A 19,543-nucleotide genomic window follows, 5' to 3' on the forward strand; every position below is an offset into this window, starting at 1 on the left:
GGGCCTTCGTCGTTTCCTGGCTGTTCGTTGTCCATGCCGGCTCCCGCACACCCGGCCTTGCAGCCATGTTCACGAGTACATGGCTAGGGTGTGCTCGCGGCATCCGGGCCGCAGGGGATCTCAATGGCCACGACATCGCAACGCCTCGGCCTGCCGGCGTTGACTGCACTGGTAGTCGGCTCGATGGTCGGCGCCGGCATCTTCTCATTGCCGCAGAACGTTGCCCGCAGTGCCGGCCCGGCCGCCGCGATGATCGGCTGGGCGCTGAGCGGTGCGGGCATGCTGATGCTGGCCTTCGTGTTCCAGGCCCTGGCCAACCGCCGTCCGGACCTGGACACCGGCATCTACGCATATGCACGCGAAGGCTTCGGCAACTACATCGGCTTCTCCGCGGCGTGGGGCTACTGGGTCGCTTCGGTACTGGGCAATGCCAGCTTCTTCGTGCTGATCTTCAGCGGCCTGGGCCATTTCATGCCGGTGTTCGGCGAAGGCAACACGCCAGCCGCCGTGGCCGCTTCGTCCGTACTGTTGTGGACCGTCCACCTGCTGGTGCTGCGCGGCCTGCGCACAGCAGCCATCGTCAACGGCCTGGTGACAGTGGCCAAGCTGCTGCCCATCGCACTGTTCCTGGTGCTGGCCGCCGGCGCGTTCCGCATGGAGGTGTTCCGCGCCGACTTCTTCGGCACGCCTGCGCTCGGCGACCTCGGCCAGCAACTGCGCGGCATGATGCTGGTCACCGTGTGGGTGTTCATCGGCATCGAAGGCGCCAGCATCTATTCGCGGCGAGCCGCGCGCCGTGCCGACGTCGGCCGTGCCACGGTGATCGGTTTCCTGGGGGTCTGGCTGCTGCTGGTCCTGGTCAGCCTGCTGTCGATGGGCGTGCTGTCGCAGGCCGAACTGGCCGGGCTGCCCAACCCGTCGATGGCCTACGTGCTGCGCGCCATCGTCGGCGAATGGGGCGCGACGGTGATCATCGCCGGTTCGATCATTTCGGTGCTGGGCGCGCTGCTGGCCTGGGTGCTGCTGTGTGCCGAAGTGCTGTATGCCGCCGCTGGCGACGGCACGATGCCCGCCTTCCTGGGACGCGAGAATGCGCGTGGCGTGCCGGCCAATGCATTGTGGTTGAGCAACGGGCTGATCCAGCTGTTCCTGCTGCTGGTGCTGTTCAATGCGGGCAGCTACACCGGCCTGGTGCTGCTGGCCGCATCGATGAGCCTGGTGCCCTACTTCCTGTCCACCGCGTTCGGCGTGCAACTGGCCTGGCGCGGGCAGTCCTACGCGGGTGAGCCACGCGAGCGCTGGCGCGATTTCGTCGTCGCGCTGCTGGCCAGCGCCTACGCGCTGTGGCTGGTGTATGCCGGCGGCCTGAACAACCTGCTGCTGTCGGTGCTGCTGTACGTACCCGGCGTTGTTCTGTTTGCGCAGACCCGGCGCCAGCGCGGCGAGCCGGTTTTCACGCGCTGGGAGTGGGCGCTGTTCGGCGCGATCCTGGCAGTAGCGATCGCCACGCTGGCAGCGTTCTGGAAGGGCCGGATCACGCTGTAGCGCCGAGCGCGTGCCCGGCTTGGAGGATGCAGCCGAGCATGGGCTCGCCGCCACAACACGGCAAAAAAAAACCTGCATCTCGCGATGCAGGTTTTGCAAGGTGGCGCCCGAAGTTGGACTCGAACCAACGACCCCCTGATTAACAGACGGCACGAATGGGCTTTGCCGTGACTTGATTCCTTGGGCAAAAACAGGCTTACGCCGTTGATTTTGCACGACATTATGGTGGTGAGTCTGAGGGTTTGAGCTTGCGCAGCTTTGCGCTGTTGTGCGCAAAAACCGTGTTCAGACGGTGTCGCAAACGTCGAGGAATCCAACCCATGAAAGCAAAGATCACTCAGGCGCTCGTCGAGCGGGCGCCGACGGTGGAGCGTGGCCGCACAGTCCTGTATGCCGATCCCGAACTGCGGGGTTTCTACTTGATCGTGTCCAACACCAAACGCTCGTACTACACGCAGAGCCTAGTGCGCGGGCGGCAGGTGCGAACCAAAATCGGGGAGCACCCTGCGCTGGCAGCGAAAGATGCGAGGGCGCTTGCCGCCAAGACGCTGGTCGCCATGCGCGCGGGCGTCAATCCGACCGAAGAGCGCAGGAAGGCACGCGCTCGGGGGATGACACTACAGCAGGCGCTGGACCTGCATATCGCGGCAAAGAAGCTGTCGGCGAAGACGGTCGAGGGATACCGCTACAACTGTGGTCAGTATCTTTCCGACTGGCTAGAAAGGCCATTGGCCGAACTAGGTGCAGATCGTGCTGGCGTGCGCGAGCGCCATGCTCGCATCACCAAAAAGAACGGCGCTACTACCGCCGACGCGGTGTTTCGCATCTTCCGTGCGGTGTACAACCGCGGTCTGCGTGAGCATCCTGAACTGCCCGCCAACCCGGCGATGAATGTGGACTTCCACGGCCAGAAGCGCAGGAAGGTGGACGTCGAGGCGGATCGCCTAAAGGCGTGGGGCAAGGCAGTGCTGGGTCTGTCACCCGTCAGGCGAGACCTTAACCTGTTCATGATGCTGTCAGGGATGCGGCGCACAGCTACCTGCGAGTCCAAGATGGAGCACATCAGCGAGGAAGGTAATGCCCTGCACGTTCCCTCGCCCAAGGGCGGCGCTGCCCGCGCCTTCGACCTGCCGTTGTCATCTGCGCTGGCTGATCTGGTCGCCCACAGGGCTGCCACCAATTCTGCGATGAGCCGCAGGAATCCATGGTTGTTTCCTTCCGACAGCAAAAGTGGGCACGTCGCCGAGGTGCAGCAATCCGAACTGGACGGCCTCACGGGGCATGCGCTGCGCCATGCCTACGCATCGCTGGCCTTGCAGGCCGGCGTACCACTGCTGGAACTGAAGTTCCTGCTGAATCACAGCGCATCCAGCGGCGGCGTCACCATGGGCTACCTGCACCCTTCGCTCGACCACCTGCGCGAGCATCAAGAGAAGGCATCTGCCTACATCCTCGACGCTCTGGGCTTGGTCCACGAACCTGGATCGTGGCCGCCACGGCTCAAAGAATAGCCGCGCGGTCTCACCAGATGGGCCGTGTCGCTTCCGATGGCTTCGACCCTGGTGCTGAGCAGCCCGAGGCCATTCGATCGCGACACGGAGCCACCTGGCCAATCTGGCAAGACGATGGTTTCCTTGGTTGTCGTTAGCCGCTACTATCGACTCAATCTTGGTCAGCAACTGACCCGGAGGATCGTCGGCAATTGCTATGGCGGTCAGAAGTGCTTTCGGCGGCAAGAACAGCCGAGGCCCGCCCGATAACAAGGGATGCACGGGTCCTATCTGCGACGAAAGGTTGCGGATGTGTCCCAAGGGCATGGTGCCCATGGGGCGGCTTCTGACAAGGAACTTGCCAATGGCAACCGCCAATGAGCCAAAGAGGCTCACACCCTACGAGCCCAAAAGGCTCAATCCCCAAGAACTATCTGAACTGCATGCCCTGCCTGACGACGCCGTCGTCACCAGCATCGAGGCTGCTGCCTTCCTGCGCCTGACACCCCGCACGCTGGCCTGGAGCCGTACGCAGCGCCCCGAAAGCCATCCGCCACACTTGGTAGTCGGGTCGCGCACAGTCCGATACCGCATGGGCGACCTGCGGGCCCACATGAAGCGCCGTGGCGCTGATATGGAGGGCTGAGTATGGACATGAAAGAAAACGCCCGCGGGCAAGGCGGGCGCAAGGGTACGACTGACCAGGAGACGGAGCTGTCCAAGGCTCACTGGGGCAATGATGTCGCGGGACCAGCCGCTCTGAAGCCGTCATTTGCATCCATGCAGGCCTACGCCGAAGCAGGTCACTGTCTGATCCTCCTACATCGCGGCGACAAGCGGCCGATCTCAACGGGCTGGACACGCGCCCAGACCGACCCCGCCGAAGTATTGGCACACGCGGAACGCGAAGGGCTGAACGTGGGCGTCCGCCTGCGCCCGATTGACCTCGTCATCGATGCCGATCCGCGTAACTATCCTGCAGGCCGCGACAGCCTAGCTGAACTCGCCAGCGACATCGGCCTGCATTTGGATGCGTGCCCGCATGTAATCACGGGCGGTGGCGGCCACCACTATCACCTGCACAAGCCTGCAGACATGCCCATCCTTGGCACGCTGGCAAAGTACCCAGGTGTCGAGTTCAAGACGGCAGGCCAGCAGGTCGTCGCGGCAGGTTCCGTGCACCCCAATGGCAAGCGTTATGAGCCCGAGTTCTTCCTGGTTGGCCTGGATGAGACTCCGCAAGCGCCAGATTCGCTCCTGGAGCTGATCCGCAGGCCCGAACTACAACAGGGGACGGATGCAGAACTGTGGGGCGAACTTACCCCAGAGATGCTTGCCTCAGCCCTGGAACATCTCGACCCCAGTAACTTCCGCGAACATGAGGAATGGCTCAGCCTGATGATGGCATGCCATCACGCCACTGCTGGTGAGGGGCGCGAGCAGTTCATCGACTGGAGTACCGACGACCCCGAATACGCGGATCATCGCCACATCATCGGGCGCCGCTGGGATTCACTGCATTCGGCAGGGCGCGCAGGAAAGCCGATCACCGTGAAGTACCTGCACAAGGTGGTGCAGGCCGCAGGTGGAGCCGTGCCACGCTCAGCCCCAGAAGAGGACTTCGACATTGTGCCGTTCGAGGGCGAGCAGTTGCCCGCGATGAGACGCACTGACGCTGGCAAGATCGTCAGCAGTTTCCCGAACTGCCTGAAGCTGATGCGCCATATCCGCGACCAGCTTGGCTTGGCGTATGACGAGTTCTGCGGATCAACGCACCTCACGGCAGCAGACTTGCCATGGAATGTGGACGTAGGCCGCAGGTTGGATGATGACGTGGTGCGCCGTATCCGCCAGTACTTCGTCGAGGCTACTGATGCAAACTGGACAAAGGAAGACGTCTTGGAGGCTGCGCTCACCATTGGCCGCGAAAATACCGTGCATCCAGTGCGTGACTATTTGGATGGATTGACCTGGGATGGCGTTCCCCGCATCGACAAGCTGTTGGTGACGTATGCAGGTGCGATGGACAGTGCCTACGTTCGCGCCATCGGCGCCAAGACCTTGATTGCCGCTGTGAGGCGCGTTCGCCAGCCTGGTTGCAAGTTCGACAACGTCATTGTCCTGGAAGGAAGTCAGGGCAGCGGCAAGAGCTCGTTCGTCAAGCTGTTGTCGCCGCACGTCGAGTGGTTCTCGGATTCACCCATTGGCAACACAGAGTCAAAAGATGCACCGCTGTCATTGGAGGGGCGCTGGATCATCGAATTGGGTGAGATGTCCGTCCTGTCCAAGTCAGGCGTCGAGGCACTCAAGGCGTTCGTGTCGAGCAGCATCGACAATGTCCGTCGCCCTTATGGCCGCATGCATGAAGAATTGCGGCGTCAGTGCATCTTCATCGGCACTACCAACCAAGCGACCTATCTGAAGGACCAGACAGGCAACAGGCGCTTCTGGCCCGTGAAGGTCGGCGTTATCGACCTGGAGGCCTTGGTAGCTGATCGCGACCAGCTCTGGGCAGAAGCTGCTACCAGGGAGGCAGAAGGCGAATCACTGTTCCTGCCGCAGGACCTGTGGGCGATGGCAGCCATCGAGCAGGAAGAGCGTGTTTCAGAAGACCCGTGGGCTGACATCTTACGCGCCTATGTTGATCGCAAGATCGTCTGGGTTGGCGATGAAAATTACAAAGAAGTCGAGCCGATGGATCGTGTGCATACCAGCATGCTGTTGACCGATGCGCTACAGATTCCCGCAGGAAGCCTGCGTCCTGAGCACACACAGCGCCTGAAGATCGTGATGGAGAAGTATTTGGGCTGGGAACACAAAAACAACGTGCGCGTTGGACATGAAGGAAAGCAGGGACGCGGCTACATGAGGCCATGACATGAGGCTGGGCGCTGCCTTGGTTGCTGACCCTCAGTGGCCATGGGCAGCGCCCGAAAGCCTTGTGCTGCAAGACTCGTTGCTCTGTTGCTCTTGTTGCTCTTTTTTACTTAAACCCTGGAAAGAGAAAGCCCTAGCCAGATTAGGGGCTGAAGGGCAAGACAGTCCTGGCAGTTAAAGCAGATCGAGCGCAACTGCAGCAACGAAGCAACAAGTCTTGCAGCATAAGGATTTCTGGCCGCCTGGCGCAGCAGCAAGGGAGTGCAACAGACATCGAAAAGGCGAGTACCTGGTCGAATGTGGTGGGCGTGGCACCAATGCGGGGAATGCGTCGGATCTTCGTCCAACTGCGCGCCAGACCTCTCCCTCGCGCGCGTGGACTCAGGACATCTAATCGGGGTTCGGGTGACCCATGCATCCCAAGCGATTGATCGGCATGCATAAGTGCTGGCGTGCCTCGCGCGCATGACACGGCACGATCAAGTTCAACACCACCTTTTGGGAACTGGCCATGGCCACGAAGAAGTTCACACCAGAGGTGCAGGAGGTCTTTCTCCAGGTTCTGGAGGACACAGCTTCGCCGAAACAGGCGGCTCAGGTGTGCGGCATCTCCAGGCGCCTTGCGTTCGAGTACAAGCAGAACGACCTAGATTTCAAGCGTCGCTGGGAGAAGTCCATCCAGATCGCGATGGATGCCCTTCTCGAAGAAGCATATCGGCGCGCTGTTGTCGGCGTGGATGAGCCAGTCATCTACCAAGGCCAAGTCTCAACAGAACGCGACCCACACACAGGCGAACAGCGCGCGCTCACAGTGAAGAAGCACAGCGATCGCCTGCTGGAAGTGATGCTTAAGTTCCACTACGGCGACGAGATGGCTGAACGCCTGCGCGTCAAAGTCGAAGACACAGGCCTGTCAGCAGATGGGCTGCTGCGGATGCCTGCCACTGAGCGTGCGCAACTTGTCGCCCTACTGGGCAAATACAACGCGAACAAGGAGCAAGACGATGAGTGAGAACCTGAGCGTGGCCGAGGTGGTGCAGCGCGCCGCCCAGATCGACGCAATGCTGGACGCGATCCACGACACCTCGCCAGATGCAGTCCAGGCGATGGGTGGGCGCGATGCCCTGGCTCGTCGCAGCGAGATGACCTGCATCGGCCCAGTGCCGCGCCTGGACGCCGATACCTGGGAGCGCATGTCACAGGAGTACGAGGGGCGACGCGAGCATGGCAGCATCAATCGCGAGAGCCAGTCACAGCCACCCAGCCAACGCCCTGCTATTTGAACCACTGATCCTTGATGTGGTTCGAGACCTCGTCACTCAGGTTCTGCCAAGCTGCATTGTTGTTGGTGGCATCTGCCACGAACAGGGAATCGTTGCGGTCCATCGTCGCCCAGACTTTATCAACAGCCTGGGCTGCCGTGTAGTTGGAATTGACGTACCAGACAGACTTATGGATCTTCGCCCACGAGCCCAGGGCTTTGATCGCATCAATAACCTTCGAGTAATCCTGCCCTGGGCTGTACAGGTCGTACGACACAATCAGATTGTTCGCCATTGGTTGGCTCCCCCGTGCGCATCGGTTTGATGCCAGTAAATGGAACCACGAACGCGTCGCAAATCCTGCGACGACTTCAACCCTCTAACATTCCATCGGTGGGTCGCGCGATGCCAAGCCCATGATTGGTAAGCCGCAGTGACGGCGGCAGCTTCGAGGGAAACACGTCAGGAGAACGATGGCGTTCGCGCCCAACGCTCCGCGACACATTGCAGGCATCCGGTCAGCGCATTGGCGCGCAGACCACCCCAAGGCTGGGGATGCGCTCGTGACAGGCGACCGGAGGACCACAACCCTCGCAGGAGCCAACGACCCATGAAGATCAACCTCAGCGATACCCCCCTCCTCAGCACCCAGCAGATCGGCGAGCTTGCCTCGACCCTGGACCTGCTGCACAAGCGCACCCTCGCCGCGATCGAGCGCCTGAACAAGGATATCGCGACCCGCAAGCAGCAGATCGCCGCGCGCTGGAAGAGCGCCCCCGGCATCGGCGGGGCTGACGTCGCCCGCTTCGCCGAGCACGAGACCGTCGCCACCGTCCGCGAGATCAAGGACAACTCCAAGGCCGAGCTCGACAAGATCATCAAGGACGCGGGCGCCCCGCACGCCCAGCTGATCGGCCAGCGCCAGTTCTACGACTCCCCGGCGAAAGTCCTGGCCCGCGCGGCCCTGGGCGACCCCAAGCGCACCGAGTACCTCCAGCAGCTCCAGCACGCCGGCCCCGCCGAGCTCGGCCACATGGCCCAGGTCGCCGTCGGCACGCGCAACCTGGCCCTGGCCTCGGCGGTGCTGTCCCTGATCGACCGCATGCCGTCCAAGGACCGCCCGGTCGGCCCCGTCGAGCTGGCCACCGCCATGCGCATGGACGACTACCTCAAGGTCCAGGAGTACGTGAAGCTGGGCGACGCGCGCCTCCAGGGCATCCTGGTCACCATCCGCGCCTGGAACGCCGGCAAGGCCAACCCCATCAGCTCGATCCAGCTCGCGATGCGCGAGCGGGACATCGACCACGAACTGATCGGGGGCGGCGATGAATAAGCTGGCCCACTACTCGGCGGACCACCCGGTGGCGATCGCGCTCGCCGGGCTGGCCGTCGCCCTGCGCACCGGCCGCGACCTGCTCGAAGCCCTGGCCGAGCGGGCCGAGGCCGCGGGCGTCCGCCCGTACTCCGACTACTTCGACGACGCGGCGCGCCTGGCGGGGATGCCGTACTGCCGCGCGCTGGACCTGTACGTGGACCGCGCCACGAAGCGCCGGGCCGACCGACTTGGCTACCACCAGGCGCACCTCGCGCTCTGCTCAGCCTGACCGGGCAAACCCGGCCGGGTTGGTTAGGTGCGCAGAGGGCAACGGGTGGCCCGGCCGTGTTTCGGAGGGGATGCCCCAAGGGCATCCCCTTCTTTTTCAATCACTTAGGCAGCACGCCCCCGCCGACAGGCAATCAGAGCGCCTCACATGTCGGCGCTTCCGCGGCATGATGCGGCATGGACTTCTTGGATCCAGCGGCACGCAGCCACCGGATGTCCCTTATCCGGAGCCGCGACACCAAACCGGAGATGGTCGTGCGTTCGTATCTTCACAAGCGCGGCCTCCGCTACCGGCTGCACGACAGCCGGCTGCCGGGTAAGCCTGATTTGGTGTTCCCCAAGCGCGGGGCCGTAGTGTTTGTTCATGGGTGCTTCTGGCACGGGCACGAGAACTGTCGCCGCGCCCGCCTACCGGAGACAACTACCGCCTACTGGCTCTCCAAGATCAGGAAGAATAAGGAGCGCGATCAACTCGTAGCGGGGAGGCTGCGCCGGCTTGGCTGGCGCGTCCTTACGGTGTGGGAGTGTCAATTGAGCCCGACGAACTTGGACAGGCTCTACCGGCGGATCTCACCTCCCGAGAACCGACGTTGATCTAATCGAACCGAGCTGGGCCCCCTCGTTTTCAACTGCACCGTAGTGGTGTAACGTGGTGCATCCTTTCCGGATGCGCCAGATGGTCAGCAAACCGACAACAGAACGCGACGTGGAGCTGAGGAGCACGCGGCTCTCGGTCAGTTTTCCTGCTGATCTGTACGAAACCCTCGAAGGGCTCGCCAGAGAAAAGAAGGTGTCATTGGCCTGGGTGGTCCGCGATGCAGCAGAACAATACGTACGAGATCAGTGGCCGCTGCTTGAAGCTCCTTTGGCAGCGGGCAATCGGCGAAAAACCAAATAGGAAGATACAAGCCCGTGCACAAATTTTTTGAGTTTTTCGCTGGCGGTGGGATGGCGCGTGCAGGCTTGGGCGAGGGTTGGGACTGCGCGTTTGCCAATGACTTCGATCCTAAGAAGGCGGCGATTTACGCGGCTAACTGGGGTTCGGACGAATTGCATGTCGGCGATGTAGCGAAGATTAGAGCCGAGGATCTCCCAGGTCGGCCAGACCTGGTGTGGGCGTCATTTCCTTGTCAGGACCTTTCGCTTGCCGGGGCTGGAGCCGGCCTTGACGGTAACCGGTCGGGCACGTTTTGGCCATTCTGGGAACTTGTGCGGAAGCTCGCTAAGGAGAACCGTGCTCCAAAGCTCGTGGTCCTAGAGAACGTTTGCGGAGCACTCACTTCACACGGGGGGCGCGACTTCTCCGCGATCTCGTCCGCCCTAGCTGGAGCGGGTTATCGCTTCGGTGCTGTGGTCATAGATGCGGTGCGCTTCCTGCCGCAGTCCAGACCTCGCCTGTTCTTCATCGGCGTGGCCGGAGACATTGAAGTCCCAAGCTATCTTCGCGCGTCGCAACCGCAGTTGCCGTGGCAAAACGAGGCTTTGGTGAATGCTCACGAGGATTTGTCTGGACGTGCGAAATCCAAGTGGGTCTGGTGGAATCTGCCTTCTCCTGGGCCGCGTCTTACGACGTTTGCAGACCTCATAGAAGATGAGCCTCAAGGTGTTAAATGGCATACGCCTGAAGAGACGAAGAAACTGCTGGACATGATGACCCCCCTCAACCGTTCCAAAGTTGAGACTGCGAAGAAAAGCAAAAAGAAGATGGTGGGTGCGTTGTATCGCAGGACGCGAAATGGCACTCAACGCGCCGAGGTTCGTTTCGATGATGTCGCTGGATGTCTGCGTACGCCTAGTGGCGGCTCAAGTCGACAAACGATTCTCGTTGTTGACGGGAGACGAATTCGTTCTCGGCTTCTGTCACCCCGCGAGGCGGCAAGGCTGATGGGGTTGCCGGATTCTTACCGGTTGCCCGTAAATTACAACGAGGCCTACCACTTAGCGGGTGACGGCGTGGCTGTGCCAGTTGTCCGCTTTCTTGCATCCAATTTATTGGAGAAGATCTTGCCTCAACGGCAGATCGCGGTAGCAGCCTAGACTTCGTCGCAATTTGAATTGCAAATCGCTATCCTCGGTGGGGTGTACCACCGGGGAGCTCCGCCTTGAGCGCAGCAAAGATCACTGCCGATAACATCAACGTGCCGCCATTCGAGACGGAGGATCTCCGCAAGAATTTGGCAGCCTTCCTCGATGCTGCTTTCGAGGATCCCAATACGCAGGTGAAAAGTAAGGTCGGGAACTTCACTTGGGGCGTCTATGCATTCTTCGACTATGACGGCGAGCCGATTTACGTCGGTCAGACGAATGAGAAGTTGCGTACGCGCATTCGGCGGCATCTGACGAATCAGAGGACCGACGCCGTGGCCATGTCGGTGCTTGATCCATTCGAAGTCTATGAGATTGAAGTTTGGCCTCTGCCCGATTTTCAGAAGAGCATGTCAAAGGCAGAGAAAGAGGCAGCGAAGGCGCATTTGAATGCGCTTGAATCATTGGTCTATAAAGACGCGATTGAAAAGAGCGAGTTCAAGGCGGTTCTGAACGAAAAGGACCCGCCGCCTCCCACTGTTGAAGTGACGCTGCCGAAGTCCTTCAGGATGAAGATCGTGTCTGATGAGGTCTACAAGCTGCGATCTCACCCCGACTTCCGTATTGCACGACGTGCGCTAATTATCTCCAGATTGGCGCAGGTGATATCGGAGCGAAAAGTTCAAGGCGGTTTGCGTAGGGTCTTACTCACTCAAGCAAAACGATTGCAGTGGCTTGCTGATCGGCGGTATGCCGCACTAGGTGGGGCTGCGTCAGTGGAGCAAAAGAGTGGCGAAGAGGGCGATGGCGATGAGTGAGTCAGAGCCCGTTCCATAAAAGAGGGGGGGGCTCCCGGGTCGAGGGAACCGCGACCTAATGCCTGCGTGCCCACCAACACGTAGGAGAACGCCATGAAGCTGGAAGACATGCCCACCAAGGCACTGCTGGACCTGCACAACCGGATCGCCGACAAGCCGGCGGGTCCCAAGACGTTCGCGACCCGGAGCAAGCTCGTCGCCCGGATCGAGCAGGTCGCCGAGGCCAAGGACATAGACCTGGCCTCGTTCGGGCAGCCGAAGAAGCCCAAGGCGACCAAGGAGCGCGCAGAGCCGAAAGCCGAGGCCGCCGAGGCACCCGAAGCGACAGAGAAGAAGCTCCACGGCAAGGGCGTCGGCGCGCTCGCCCGCGCGATCCTGATGGACCCCGCTGGCTTCCCCCACGCGCTAGTGGCCGAGATGGTCAACGCGCAGATTGAGGGCGCGGCGGCGACGGCCAAGTCAGTTCGGTGGTATGCCAACGACATGCGCAAGAAAGGCGTCGAGGTGCCGCCTCGTCAGAAGCACCACCCAGCCGACATGGACGGGGAGCAGTCCGCCGAGGCGCTGTCCACCGTGCGCGTGGTCGAGCCCGCGCCGTCCGACGGCTGACGCCGTTCTCCCGCCGTGTACAAGAAAGGGCCGCCGCGAAGGTGGCCCTCCTTTCATTGCCTTGTGCGCCGTCGCGCGACTGTGGATTAGCCCTGATCCACTGAGGCCAGAAAGCGCTTGAGCGCGTGGTACGCCTTGCTATCGGTCTGCCCGTCGATGACCGCGTCCTCGACGTATCCCCCGGTGGTCTGAACCCTCAGCCACGTCCGCTGCGATGCGGTGATCTTGCGGATGAGGTCAAGTGGCACGAGGAACCCCTTGCGAGACTCCTGCGTCGCCGCGCCGAACTCATTGAAGTTGGTGAAGGGCTGCATGGTCGAGAGGTCGTAGGTCTGTCCGTCGATGTTGAGCGATGCGCCAGTGATGCCCTTGATGTCGTTAAAGAGATAGACGATCAGGACCGACTCCTTCGGGTTCTTGGAGGTCCACTGCGCGCCTAGGCCGGTGCAGCGCATCGACTTGCAGGCGTTGCCGTGACCGTTGATGGTCACGACCCGCGCGCCGTCGAATCCGCTGCGGGTGACGTTGGCGCCGCTGCCCGTAGTGGTCGAGCACCCGGTGAGCATGGCGAAGAACAGGAAGGCCAAAAGTCTCATGTTTATGTCCCCTTGATGTGGTGGCTTTGAATAGTCCATTTTGGACTAATCCAACACGGACTCTAGCGTGCGGTGAACTTCATGTCACCGCGCGATGGCCCAATCGACCCACAACCGCGATTACCAACTCCTGCTGGCCGTCCTGAAGGCGGTCCGTAAGCGGGTGGGCGTGACGCAGATCGAGCTGGCCGAGCGCCTGGGTAACACGCAGACCTTCGTGTCCAAGTGCGAGCGCGGGGAGCGGCGCATCGACGCCGTGGAGTTGGTGGAGTTCGCCGAGGCCATGGGCGTCGCCCCGCAGGAGCTGCTGGGCGAGTACCTGGCGCAGCGTGGGCGTGCGACGTCACCGAAGACGCGGAAGGGGTCTAAGCAGCGAGGGTGACGCTTCTGTGTTGCTTTCGTGTTTTCAGCAACCCACAAAAGACGAAGGCCGCGACGATGCGCGGCCTAAGTGCTTGAATCATATGGCGCCCGAAGTTGGACTCGAACCAACGACCCCCTGATTAACAGTCAAGTGCTCTAACCGGCTGAGCTATTCGGGCAGACGACTAGTATAACCACTCTTCACGCGCGATGGTAGGGGTGATTGGCAATCATTGCGGCAGCCCGATACAGCTGCTCGGCCACCACCAGACGCACCAGCATGTGCGGCAGCGTCAGCGGTCCGATCGACCACTTTTCGTCGGCCAGCGCGGAGACCTCTGGCGAATGCCCTTCCGGGCCACCGATCAGGAACGCCAGGTCCCGGCCCTGCCCGCGCCAATGCTCCAGGCGCTGCGCCAGCTGCTCGGAACTCAACTGCCGCCCCGGCACGTCCAGTGCCACCACGTAAGCGTTCTTCGGCAGCGCGGCGATGACCCGCTTGCCTTCATCCTCGGTGGCACGGCGCGGATCGCGCCCCTTGCCGCGCAGGCCGGGTTCGATTTCCACCAGCTCGAACGGCAGCCAATGCGACAGCCGCTTCTGGTATTCGGCGAACCCCTGCGCGACCCAGCTGGGCGCGCGTTCACCGGTGGCGATCAGGCGGGCTTTCATCAACGGTCCTCCAAAACGTCGACGGCGCCCCCGGCGCCGTCGAAGGGATGCGTCAACGTGCGGCTCAGGCCACTTCGTCGTCGCTGGACGGCGGCTGGTCGCCGACGGTCCACAGGCGCTCGAGCGCGTAGAACTCACGCACGCGCGGCAGCATCACGTGGACGATCACGTCGCCCAGATCGACCAGCACCCACTCCGCTTCGCGCTCGCCTTCAACACCCAGCGGCATCACGTCGATGTTCTTGGCGAAGCGCACGACTTCATCGGCAATCGACTTGACGTGGCGGGTCGAAGTGCCCGAAACGACGATCATGTAGTCGGCAACGCTGGACCGGCCGCGCACGTCGATCTCGACCAGGTCCTTGGCCTTCAGGTCTTCGGTGGCTTGGCGGACGCTGGCCAGCAGTTCCGGCACGGACGGCGGCGGGCTGGGCAGATCGACCTTGATGGTCTGGGGCTGGGTCTGGTTGCTCAAAATGGATCGACTCGATAAACGTGGGGGCGATTATACGGGGATGGCGCGGCCGCGCCATTCACGCCGTGGCCGGGCGGTACAGCCCGTGTGCAGCGACATAGTCGGCCACGGCCGGTGGCAGCAGTGCGCGCCAGGGACCGCCAGCGGCAATCTGCGAGCGCACGGCGCTGGCCGATTCCTCGCGCAGTGGGTGGTGCAGGCGCAGGATGCGCCCGGCCGGGCTGGCGAACAGGGCCTGCTCATTGTCGGCCCAGCGCCCTTGCAGGGCGCGCCCCAGCTCGCCATCGATCGACGCCTGCAACGGACTGCCCGGCCGTTCGGCCACCACGAAGTGGGCCAGACCGAACAGGGCCTCCCATTCATGCCAGCCGGACAGCCCCAGCAGGCTGTCGGCGCCCACCAGCCAGGCCAGCGGCCGGCTCGGGCCCAGCTCGCCACGCAGCTCGCGCAGCGTGTCGACGGTGTACGACGGGCGACCGGGGCAGCGGGTGGCACGATCCAGTTCGCGACGGTCCAGCAGCAGCCCCGGCTCGTCGCCGATGGCCAGCGACAACATCGTGCAGCGCTGCTCAGCAGTGGCACCGGGCACCGCGCGGTGCGGCGGATCGGCGGCCGGCAGCATGCGCACGGCGACCTGCAGTTCATCACGGGCCGCACGCGCGATCGCCAGGTGCCCGAGGTGCACCGGATCGAAGGTGCCCCCGTAGTAGATCCGCAGGCTCATCACTCAGGCCCGCACCAGCAGGCGCACGGCACGCGGCTCGGCCACGGCCACCAGCAGGCGTTCCAGCGCCAGCCAGGCGTCGCCGTCAGCGCGCCCCTTGGCAATGCGGTCGACCAGCCCCGCCTCGGCCACGAAGCGCTCCCAGCGCTTGCCTTCCGGGTGCCGCTGCAGCGCGCGCTTGTAAGGCGCCTGCCGCGATTCCCAGATGCCGCGCGATTTCATTTCAGCGGCCAGGTTGCCACCACGCGCCTGCACGCGGGCCAGGCCTGCGCCCGCCAGCAGCTCGCGGATCACGATCGGCATCAATGCGGCCACCGCCTCCCCTTCACCGCGCAGGCCGGCCAGCATGCGCAGCACCGCCGGCGGCTGGCCGGAGAACGTCGCCTCCACCAAGCGGAACACGTCGTAGCGGGCAGCGTCAGCCACCAGCGACTCCATCCGTTCCACATCCAACGGCTGGCCGTCGGCCAACAGCGCCAGCTTGTCGATTTCCTGGGCGGCGGCCAGCAGGTTGCCCTCCACCCGCTCGGCCAGGCGCTGCACGGCAGCCGGGTCGGCACGCAGGCCCTTGCCGCGCAGGCGGCGCTCGATCCAGTCCGGCAGTTCATGCGGCTTGATCGCCCATGCCACCGACAGCACGCCGATGCGGTTGACCGCCTCGGCCCACTTGCCCTGGTGGGCCTTGCTCCATTCATTGGCGGTGATCATCAACACCACGTCCGGCGCCGGGTTGGCGCAGAACTGGCTGATCACCTCGGCGCCCTCCTTGCCCGGCTTGCCGCTGGGCAGGCGCACCTCGACCAGGCGGCGGGCGCTGAACAGGCTGGGCGCATTGAAACTGGCGTCAAGCTGGTTCCAGTCGAAATCACGCCCGTCGGCGTCGAACACTTCGCGTTCGCCGATGCCCGAGGCGCGCGCACGCGCGCGGATGGCATCTGCGGCCTCCAGCACGCGCAGTGTTTCCGGGCCTGCGATCAGGTATACCGGCGCCAACGCCGTGTCAGCGCCCTGGCTGGCCAGCTGCTCCGGACGCAGTTCCATCGTCGCTGCCGCTCAGTGCTTGACGGCGGCGGCCGGCTCTGCCGGCACCGCGCCCTCGATCGGCTTGGCCTTCGGCGCGGACAGGCTGCCCCCCTTCTCGATCTCGGCGCGGACCACGCTGTCGATACGGCGGATGATCGAGGCGGACATTTCCCGGCGCAGCTCCGTGGCCAGGATTTCGCGTTCGGTGGTGGTGCCGGTGGCGTCGGTCGGCGGCGACACGTAGTCGCGCGACAGTTCGATCACCTGCTGCGGCACCAGTTCGCTGCCATCCTCGCGGCGGAAGATGAAGATCACCGCATAGCGCAGGCTGTACTCCTGCGCACGACCTTGCGAGTCGATGGCGATCGGGAGGTCACCCCAGCGCTCGGACAACACCTGCAGCTGGGTACTGGGTTCCTTGCTGTCCTCATCGGCCAGCCTGGCACCGGAGGCCAGCAGGCTGCGATTGAGCAGCTTGACCAGTTCACTGTACGGGGCGGTGGAGACCACCTTCACCGGGGCGGTGTCGGTCGGCAGCATCAGCTTGTTGCGCAGATGGAAGCCGCAGCCGGCAAGGCCGAGGACAAGAACGAGGGCAAGCAGGATTCGGGTCATGGAGACAGTCTGGCGGAGCCGGGCGATCACGGCAACACACAGCGTGCCCGAAGCCGCGTGAATGCAGGGCCATCAAGCACCCGGCCCTGCTTCTGGAAAGGCACCGGCCACCGCGCGGGTGGCCGGTGCGAGGTACATCAGGCGGCGACGATGTTCACGATCTTGCCCGGGACGATGATGATCTTGCGCACCGTCAGGCCTTCCATGAACCTGGCCGCGTTGGGCTCGGCCAGCGCCAGCGCCTCGACCTGCTCGCGCGCGGCATCGGCCGCCACCTCGATGGTGCCGCGCAGCTTGCCGTTGACCTGCACCGCCAGGGTCAGCGCATCGCGTACCAGCGCACTGCTGTCGGCCTGCGGGAACGGCTGGTCTTCCAGCAGCGTCTCGCCATGGCCAAGCACCTGCCAGAGGGCGTGGCTGGCATGCGGCGTGATCGGGTTCAGCAGCAGCACGACGGCCTGCAGCGCTTCCTGGCGCACCGCGCGGCCCTGCTCGCTGTCGTCCTCGAACCTGGCCAGCGCGTTCATCAGCTCCATCACCGCTGCGATGGCGGTATTGAAGCTGTGGCGGCGGCCGTAGTCGTCACCGACCTTGCCGATGGTTTCATGGGTCTTGCGGCGCAGCGCCTTCTGGTTGGCATCCAGTGCTGCAACGTCCAGCGCCGGGGCGGCACCGTCGGCAGCATGCTTCTGCACCTGGGCCCACAGGCGGCGCAGGAAGCGCGCCATGCCGTCCACGCCGGCCTCGTTCCACTCCAGCGACTGCTCCGGCGGCGCGGCGAACATCGAGAACAGGCGCACGGTGTCGGCGCCGTACTTGCCGACCATCGCCTGCGGGTCCACGCCGTTGTTCTTCGACTTGGACATCTTCTCGGTGCCACCGACCACCACCGGCTGGCCGTCGGCGATCAGGGTGGCGCCGGTGATGCGGCCGCGCTCGTCACGCTGCACTTCCACATCGGCCGGGTTGATCCAGTCCTTCGAACCGTCCGGATTCGGGCGGTAGTAGGTCTCGGCGATCACCATGCCCTGGCACAGCAGGTTGCGCGCCGGCTCGTTGCTGTCCACCATCCGCGCGTCGCGCAGCAGCTTGTGATAGAAGCGGAAATACATCAGGTGCAGGATCGCGTGCTCGATGCCACCGATGTACTGGTCGACCGGCAGCCAGTAGTTGCCGCGCTTGTCGACGGCGTCACGGGCACCCGGCGAGGTGTAGCGGGCGTAGTACCAGCTCGACTCCATGAAGGTGTCGAAGGTGTCGGTCTCGCGCTCGGCGGCGCCACCGCATTCCGGGCAGGTGGTCTTGCGCCATTCCGGGTCGGTCTTGATCGGCGAACCGGTCCCGGAGAACGCCACGTCCTCCGGCAGTACCACCGGCAGCTGCTCCTCCGGCACCGGCACCGCACCGCACTTGGCGCAGTAGATCACCGGAATCGGGCAACCCCAGTAGCGCTGGCGGCTCACGCCCCAGTCGCGCAGGCGGTAGTTGACGCGGCGCTGGCCCTGGGCCTTGCGCTCGAAACGTTCGGCCAGCGCTTCGAACGCGCCCTGGAAGTCCAAGCCGTCGAATTCGGCCGAGTTGACCAGTTCGAAGGCACGGTTCTTGTCGCTGTACCAGTCCTGCCAGCGGCTGCCGTCCCAGTTGCGTTCTTCTTCAGTACGCGGGTCCTTCAGCGCGATGACCTGCTTGATCGGCAGGCCGTACTTGTTGGCCACTTCATTGTCGCGCTGGTCATGGCCCGGCACCGCCATCACCGCACCGGTGCCGTAGCCCATCAGCACGAAATTGGCGACCCACACCGGGACCGGCTCGCCGGTGACCGGGTGCAGCGCGCGCAGGCCGGTGTCCATGCCGCGCTTTTCCTGGGTCTCCAGCTCGGCCTCGGACACACCGCCCTGCTTCAGGTCGGCCAGCATCGCGGCCAGTTCCGGGTTGTTCTTCGCTGCGTGCAGCGCCAGTGGGTGTTCGGCGGCGATCGACACGAAGGTCACGCCCATCACCGTGTCCGGGCGGGTGGTGAACACGCGCAGCGGATCCAGCACGCCACCATCGACGTCGCGCACGTCGAACTGGATTTCCAGGCCCTCCGAGCGGCCGATCCAGTTGCGTTGCATGGTCTTGACCGATTCCGGCCAGCCGTCCAGCTCGTCCAGGCCATCCAGCAGTTCCTGGGCGTAGTCGGTGATGCGCAGGAACCACTGCGGGATCTCACGCTTCTCCACCAGCGCACCGGAGCGCCAGCCGCGGCCGTCGATGACCTGCTCGTTGGCCAGCACGGTCTGGTCGACCGGGTCCCAGTTCACCACCGCGTTGCGGCGATAGGCCAGGCCCTTGCGCATCAGGCGGGTGAACATGCGCTGCTCGTGGACGTAATAGTCCGGACGGCAGGTGGCGAACTCGCGCGACCAGTCGATGGCATAGCCCAGCGATTTCAGCTGGCTGCGCATGTGGTCGATGTTCTTGTAGGTCCACGCCGCCGGCGCGGTCTTGTTCTTGATCGCGGCGTTTTCCGCCGGCAGGCCGAACGCGTCCCAGCCCATCGGCTGCAGCACGTTGTGGCCGGTCATGCGCTTGTAGCGGCTGATCACGTCGCCAATCGTGTAATTGCGCACGTGGCCCATGTGCAGCGCACCGGACGGGTACGGAAGCATCGACAGGCAGTAGTACTTCGGCTTGTCCGAGGTCTCGTCGACCTCGAAGGCACGGGTGGCGTCCCAGTACTGCTGGGCGGCGGATTCAACCTGCTGCGGGTCGTAGGCGTTGGTTTCAGCGCTGGTCATGGAACACGCGGATGCGGCGGCAAAGCGGTACAGCGTACCGCAGTGCGGCAAACGTCTCCAATCCTG

General features: G+C 63.6%; 21 protein-coding genes, 1 tRNA gene and 1 pseudogene. 14 read left to right on the forward strand and 9 right to left on the reverse strand.

The window, feature by feature from the left end; genetic code table 11:
• Positions 1 to 123 precede the first annotated feature (123 nt).
• From arcD to ROV93_RS08940, 6 genes are all read left to right on the forward strand, one after another.
• Positions 124 to 1,545, forward strand: a complete 1,422-nt coding sequence (arcD, locus tag ROV93_RS08915) for an arginine-ornithine antiporter (RefSeq protein WP_072168533.1) — start codon at positions 124 to 126, stop codon at positions 1,543 to 1,545.
• Positions 1,546 to 1,865: 320 nt separating this feature from the next.
• Entirely contained in the window at positions 1,866 to 3,056 is a 1,191-nt protein-coding gene (locus ROV93_RS08920) for an integrase arm-type DNA-binding domain-containing protein (RefSeq protein WP_180840043.1), read from the forward strand.
• Positions 3,057 to 3,399: 343 nt separating this feature from the next.
• A complete protein-coding gene (locus ROV93_RS08925; RefSeq protein ID WP_180840045.1) occupies positions 3,400 to 3,681 on the forward strand; it encodes a DNA-binding protein in 282 nt (93 codons plus the stop codon).
• Positions 3,682 to 3,683: 2 nt separating this feature from the next.
• Entirely contained in the window at positions 3,684 to 5,912 is a 2,229-nt protein-coding gene (locus ROV93_RS08930) for a VapE domain-containing protein (RefSeq protein WP_180840047.1), read from the forward strand.
• Positions 5,913 to 6,423: 511 nt separating this feature from the next.
• A complete protein-coding gene (locus ROV93_RS08935; RefSeq protein WP_164212638.1) occupies positions 6,424 to 6,924 on the forward strand; it encodes a hypothetical protein in 501 nt (166 codons plus the stop codon).
• On the forward strand, positions 6,917 to 7,195 hold the full coding sequence (locus tag ROV93_RS08940) for a hypothetical protein (RefSeq protein ID WP_180840049.1): 279 nt from the start codon (positions 6,917 to 6,919) through the stop codon (positions 7,193 to 7,195). Before ROV93_RS08935 ends, ROV93_RS08940 begins: the two co-directional genes overlap by 8 nt.
• Here the strand turns inward: ROV93_RS08940 and ROV93_RS08945 are convergent.
• A complete protein-coding gene (locus tag ROV93_RS08945; protein WP_180834315.1) occupies positions 7,188 to 7,469 on the reverse strand; it encodes a hypothetical protein in 282 nt (93 codons plus the stop codon). The two genes, ROV93_RS08940 and ROV93_RS08945, sit on opposite strands and share 8 nt — an antisense overlap.
• Before the next feature lie 315 nt (positions 7,470 to 7,784).
• Here ROV93_RS08945 and ROV93_RS08950 point away from each other — a divergent pair, with 315 nt between their 5' ends.
• From ROV93_RS08950 to ROV93_RS08980, 7 genes are all read left to right on the forward strand, one after another.
• Positions 7,785 to 8,507 (forward strand): hypothetical protein, encoded by a 723-nt coding sequence (locus ROV93_RS08950; protein ID WP_180840051.1) that lies wholly within the window; start codon positions 7,785 to 7,787, stop codon positions 8,505 to 8,507.
• Positions 8,500 to 8,778, forward strand: coding sequence for a hypothetical protein (locus tag ROV93_RS08955; RefSeq protein WP_180840053.1), 279 nt, complete (start codon positions 8,500 to 8,502; stop codon positions 8,776 to 8,778). The genes ROV93_RS08950 and ROV93_RS08955 overlap by 8 nt, the downstream gene beginning before the upstream one ends.
• A 176-nt stretch (positions 8,779 to 8,954) precedes the next feature.
• The gene (locus ROV93_RS08960) at positions 8,955 to 9,371 is read left to right on the forward strand and encodes a very short patch repair endonuclease (RefSeq protein WP_180840055.1); all 417 of its coding nucleotides are present in this window, start codon (positions 8,955 to 8,957) and stop codon (positions 9,369 to 9,371) included.
• A gap of 82 nt (positions 9,372 to 9,453) precedes the next feature.
• On the forward strand, positions 9,454 to 9,675 hold the full coding sequence (locus tag ROV93_RS08965; RefSeq protein ID WP_180840057.1) for a CopG family transcriptional regulator: 222 nt from the start codon (positions 9,454 to 9,456) through the stop codon (positions 9,673 to 9,675).
• Positions 9,676 to 9,689: 14 nt separating this feature from the next.
• Positions 9,690 to 10,814 (forward strand): DNA cytosine methyltransferase, encoded by a 1,125-nt coding sequence (locus tag ROV93_RS08970; protein WP_180840060.1) that lies wholly within the window; start codon positions 9,690 to 9,692, stop codon positions 10,812 to 10,814.
• Positions 10,815 to 10,879: 65 nt separating this feature from the next.
• The gene (locus tag ROV93_RS08975) at positions 10,880 to 11,620 is read left to right on the forward strand and encodes a GIY-YIG nuclease family protein (protein WP_180840062.1); all 741 of its coding nucleotides are present in this window, start codon (positions 10,880 to 10,882) and stop codon (positions 11,618 to 11,620) included.
• A 93-nt stretch (positions 11,621 to 11,713) separates the two neighbouring features.
• Positions 11,714 to 12,229: a hypothetical protein gene (locus ROV93_RS08980; RefSeq protein ID WP_180840064.1), complete on the forward strand. Its 516-nt coding sequence runs from the start codon at positions 11,714 to 11,716 to the stop codon at positions 12,227 to 12,229.
• Between the two features lie 86 nt (positions 12,230 to 12,315).
• On the opposite strand, the gene ROV93_RS08985 is transcribed toward ROV93_RS08980, so the two are convergent.
• Positions 12,316 to 12,825 carry a hypothetical protein gene (locus ROV93_RS08985; RefSeq protein ID WP_180850682.1) on the reverse strand — a complete coding sequence of 170 codons (510 nt, stop codon included), beginning with the start codon at positions 12,823 to 12,825 and terminating at the stop codon, positions 12,316 to 12,318.
• A gap of 94 nt (positions 12,826 to 12,919) precedes the next feature.
• On the opposite strand from ROV93_RS08985, the gene ROV93_RS08990 reads away from it, so the two are divergent.
• Entirely contained in the window at positions 12,920 to 13,207 is a 288-nt protein-coding gene (locus ROV93_RS08990; protein WP_180840068.1) for a helix-turn-helix transcriptional regulator, read from the forward strand.
• Positions 13,208 to 13,290: 83 nt separating this feature from the next.
• Here ROV93_RS08990 and ROV93_RS08995 read toward each other — a convergent pair.
• From ROV93_RS08995 to leuS, 7 genes and pseudogenes are all read right to left on the reverse strand, one after another.
• A tRNA-Asn gene (locus tag ROV93_RS08995) sits at positions 13,291 to 13,367 on the reverse strand.
• A 22-nt stretch (positions 13,368 to 13,389) separates the two neighbouring features.
• Entirely contained in the window at positions 13,390 to 13,860 is a 471-nt protein-coding gene (gene rlmH, locus ROV93_RS09000; RefSeq protein WP_005418108.1) for a 23S rRNA (pseudouridine(1915)-N(3))-methyltransferase RlmH, read from the reverse strand.
• Between the two features lie 64 nt (positions 13,861 to 13,924).
• Positions 13,925 to 14,335 (reverse strand): ribosome silencing factor, encoded by a 411-nt coding sequence (rsfS, locus tag ROV93_RS09005; RefSeq protein ID WP_005418109.1) that lies wholly within the window; start codon positions 14,333 to 14,335, stop codon positions 13,925 to 13,927.
• A 58-nt stretch (positions 14,336 to 14,393) separates the two neighbouring features.
• Complete coding sequence (nadD, locus tag ROV93_RS09010; RefSeq protein WP_072168534.1) at positions 14,394 to 15,059, reverse strand: nicotinate-nucleotide adenylyltransferase; 666 nt, start codon at positions 15,057 to 15,059, stop codon at positions 14,394 to 14,396.
• A gap of 3 nt (positions 15,060 to 15,062) precedes the next feature.
• On the reverse strand, positions 15,063 to 16,100 hold the full coding sequence (gene holA / locus ROV93_RS09015) for a DNA polymerase III subunit delta (RefSeq protein WP_072168535.1): 1,038 nt from the start codon (positions 16,098 to 16,100) through the stop codon (positions 15,063 to 15,065).
• Between the two features lie 90 nt (positions 16,101 to 16,190).
• Positions 16,191 to 16,697 (reverse strand): annotated as a pseudogene (gene lptE, locus ROV93_RS09020) (LPS assembly lipoprotein LptE); the annotation flags it as partial.
• Positions 16,698 to 16,834: 137 nt separating this feature from the next.
• Positions 16,835 to 19,477, reverse strand: coding sequence for a leucine--tRNA ligase (gene leuS / locus ROV93_RS09025; protein WP_072168545.1), 2,643 nt, complete (start codon positions 19,475 to 19,477; stop codon positions 16,835 to 16,837).
• Positions 19,478 to 19,543 lie beyond the last annotated feature (66 nt).

It is taken from the genome of Stenotrophomonas maltophilia group sp. msm4 (assembly GCF_032025605.1).
Lineage (GTDB): Bacteria > Pseudomonadota > Gammaproteobacteria > Xanthomonadales > Xanthomonadaceae > Stenotrophomonas > Stenotrophomonas sepilia.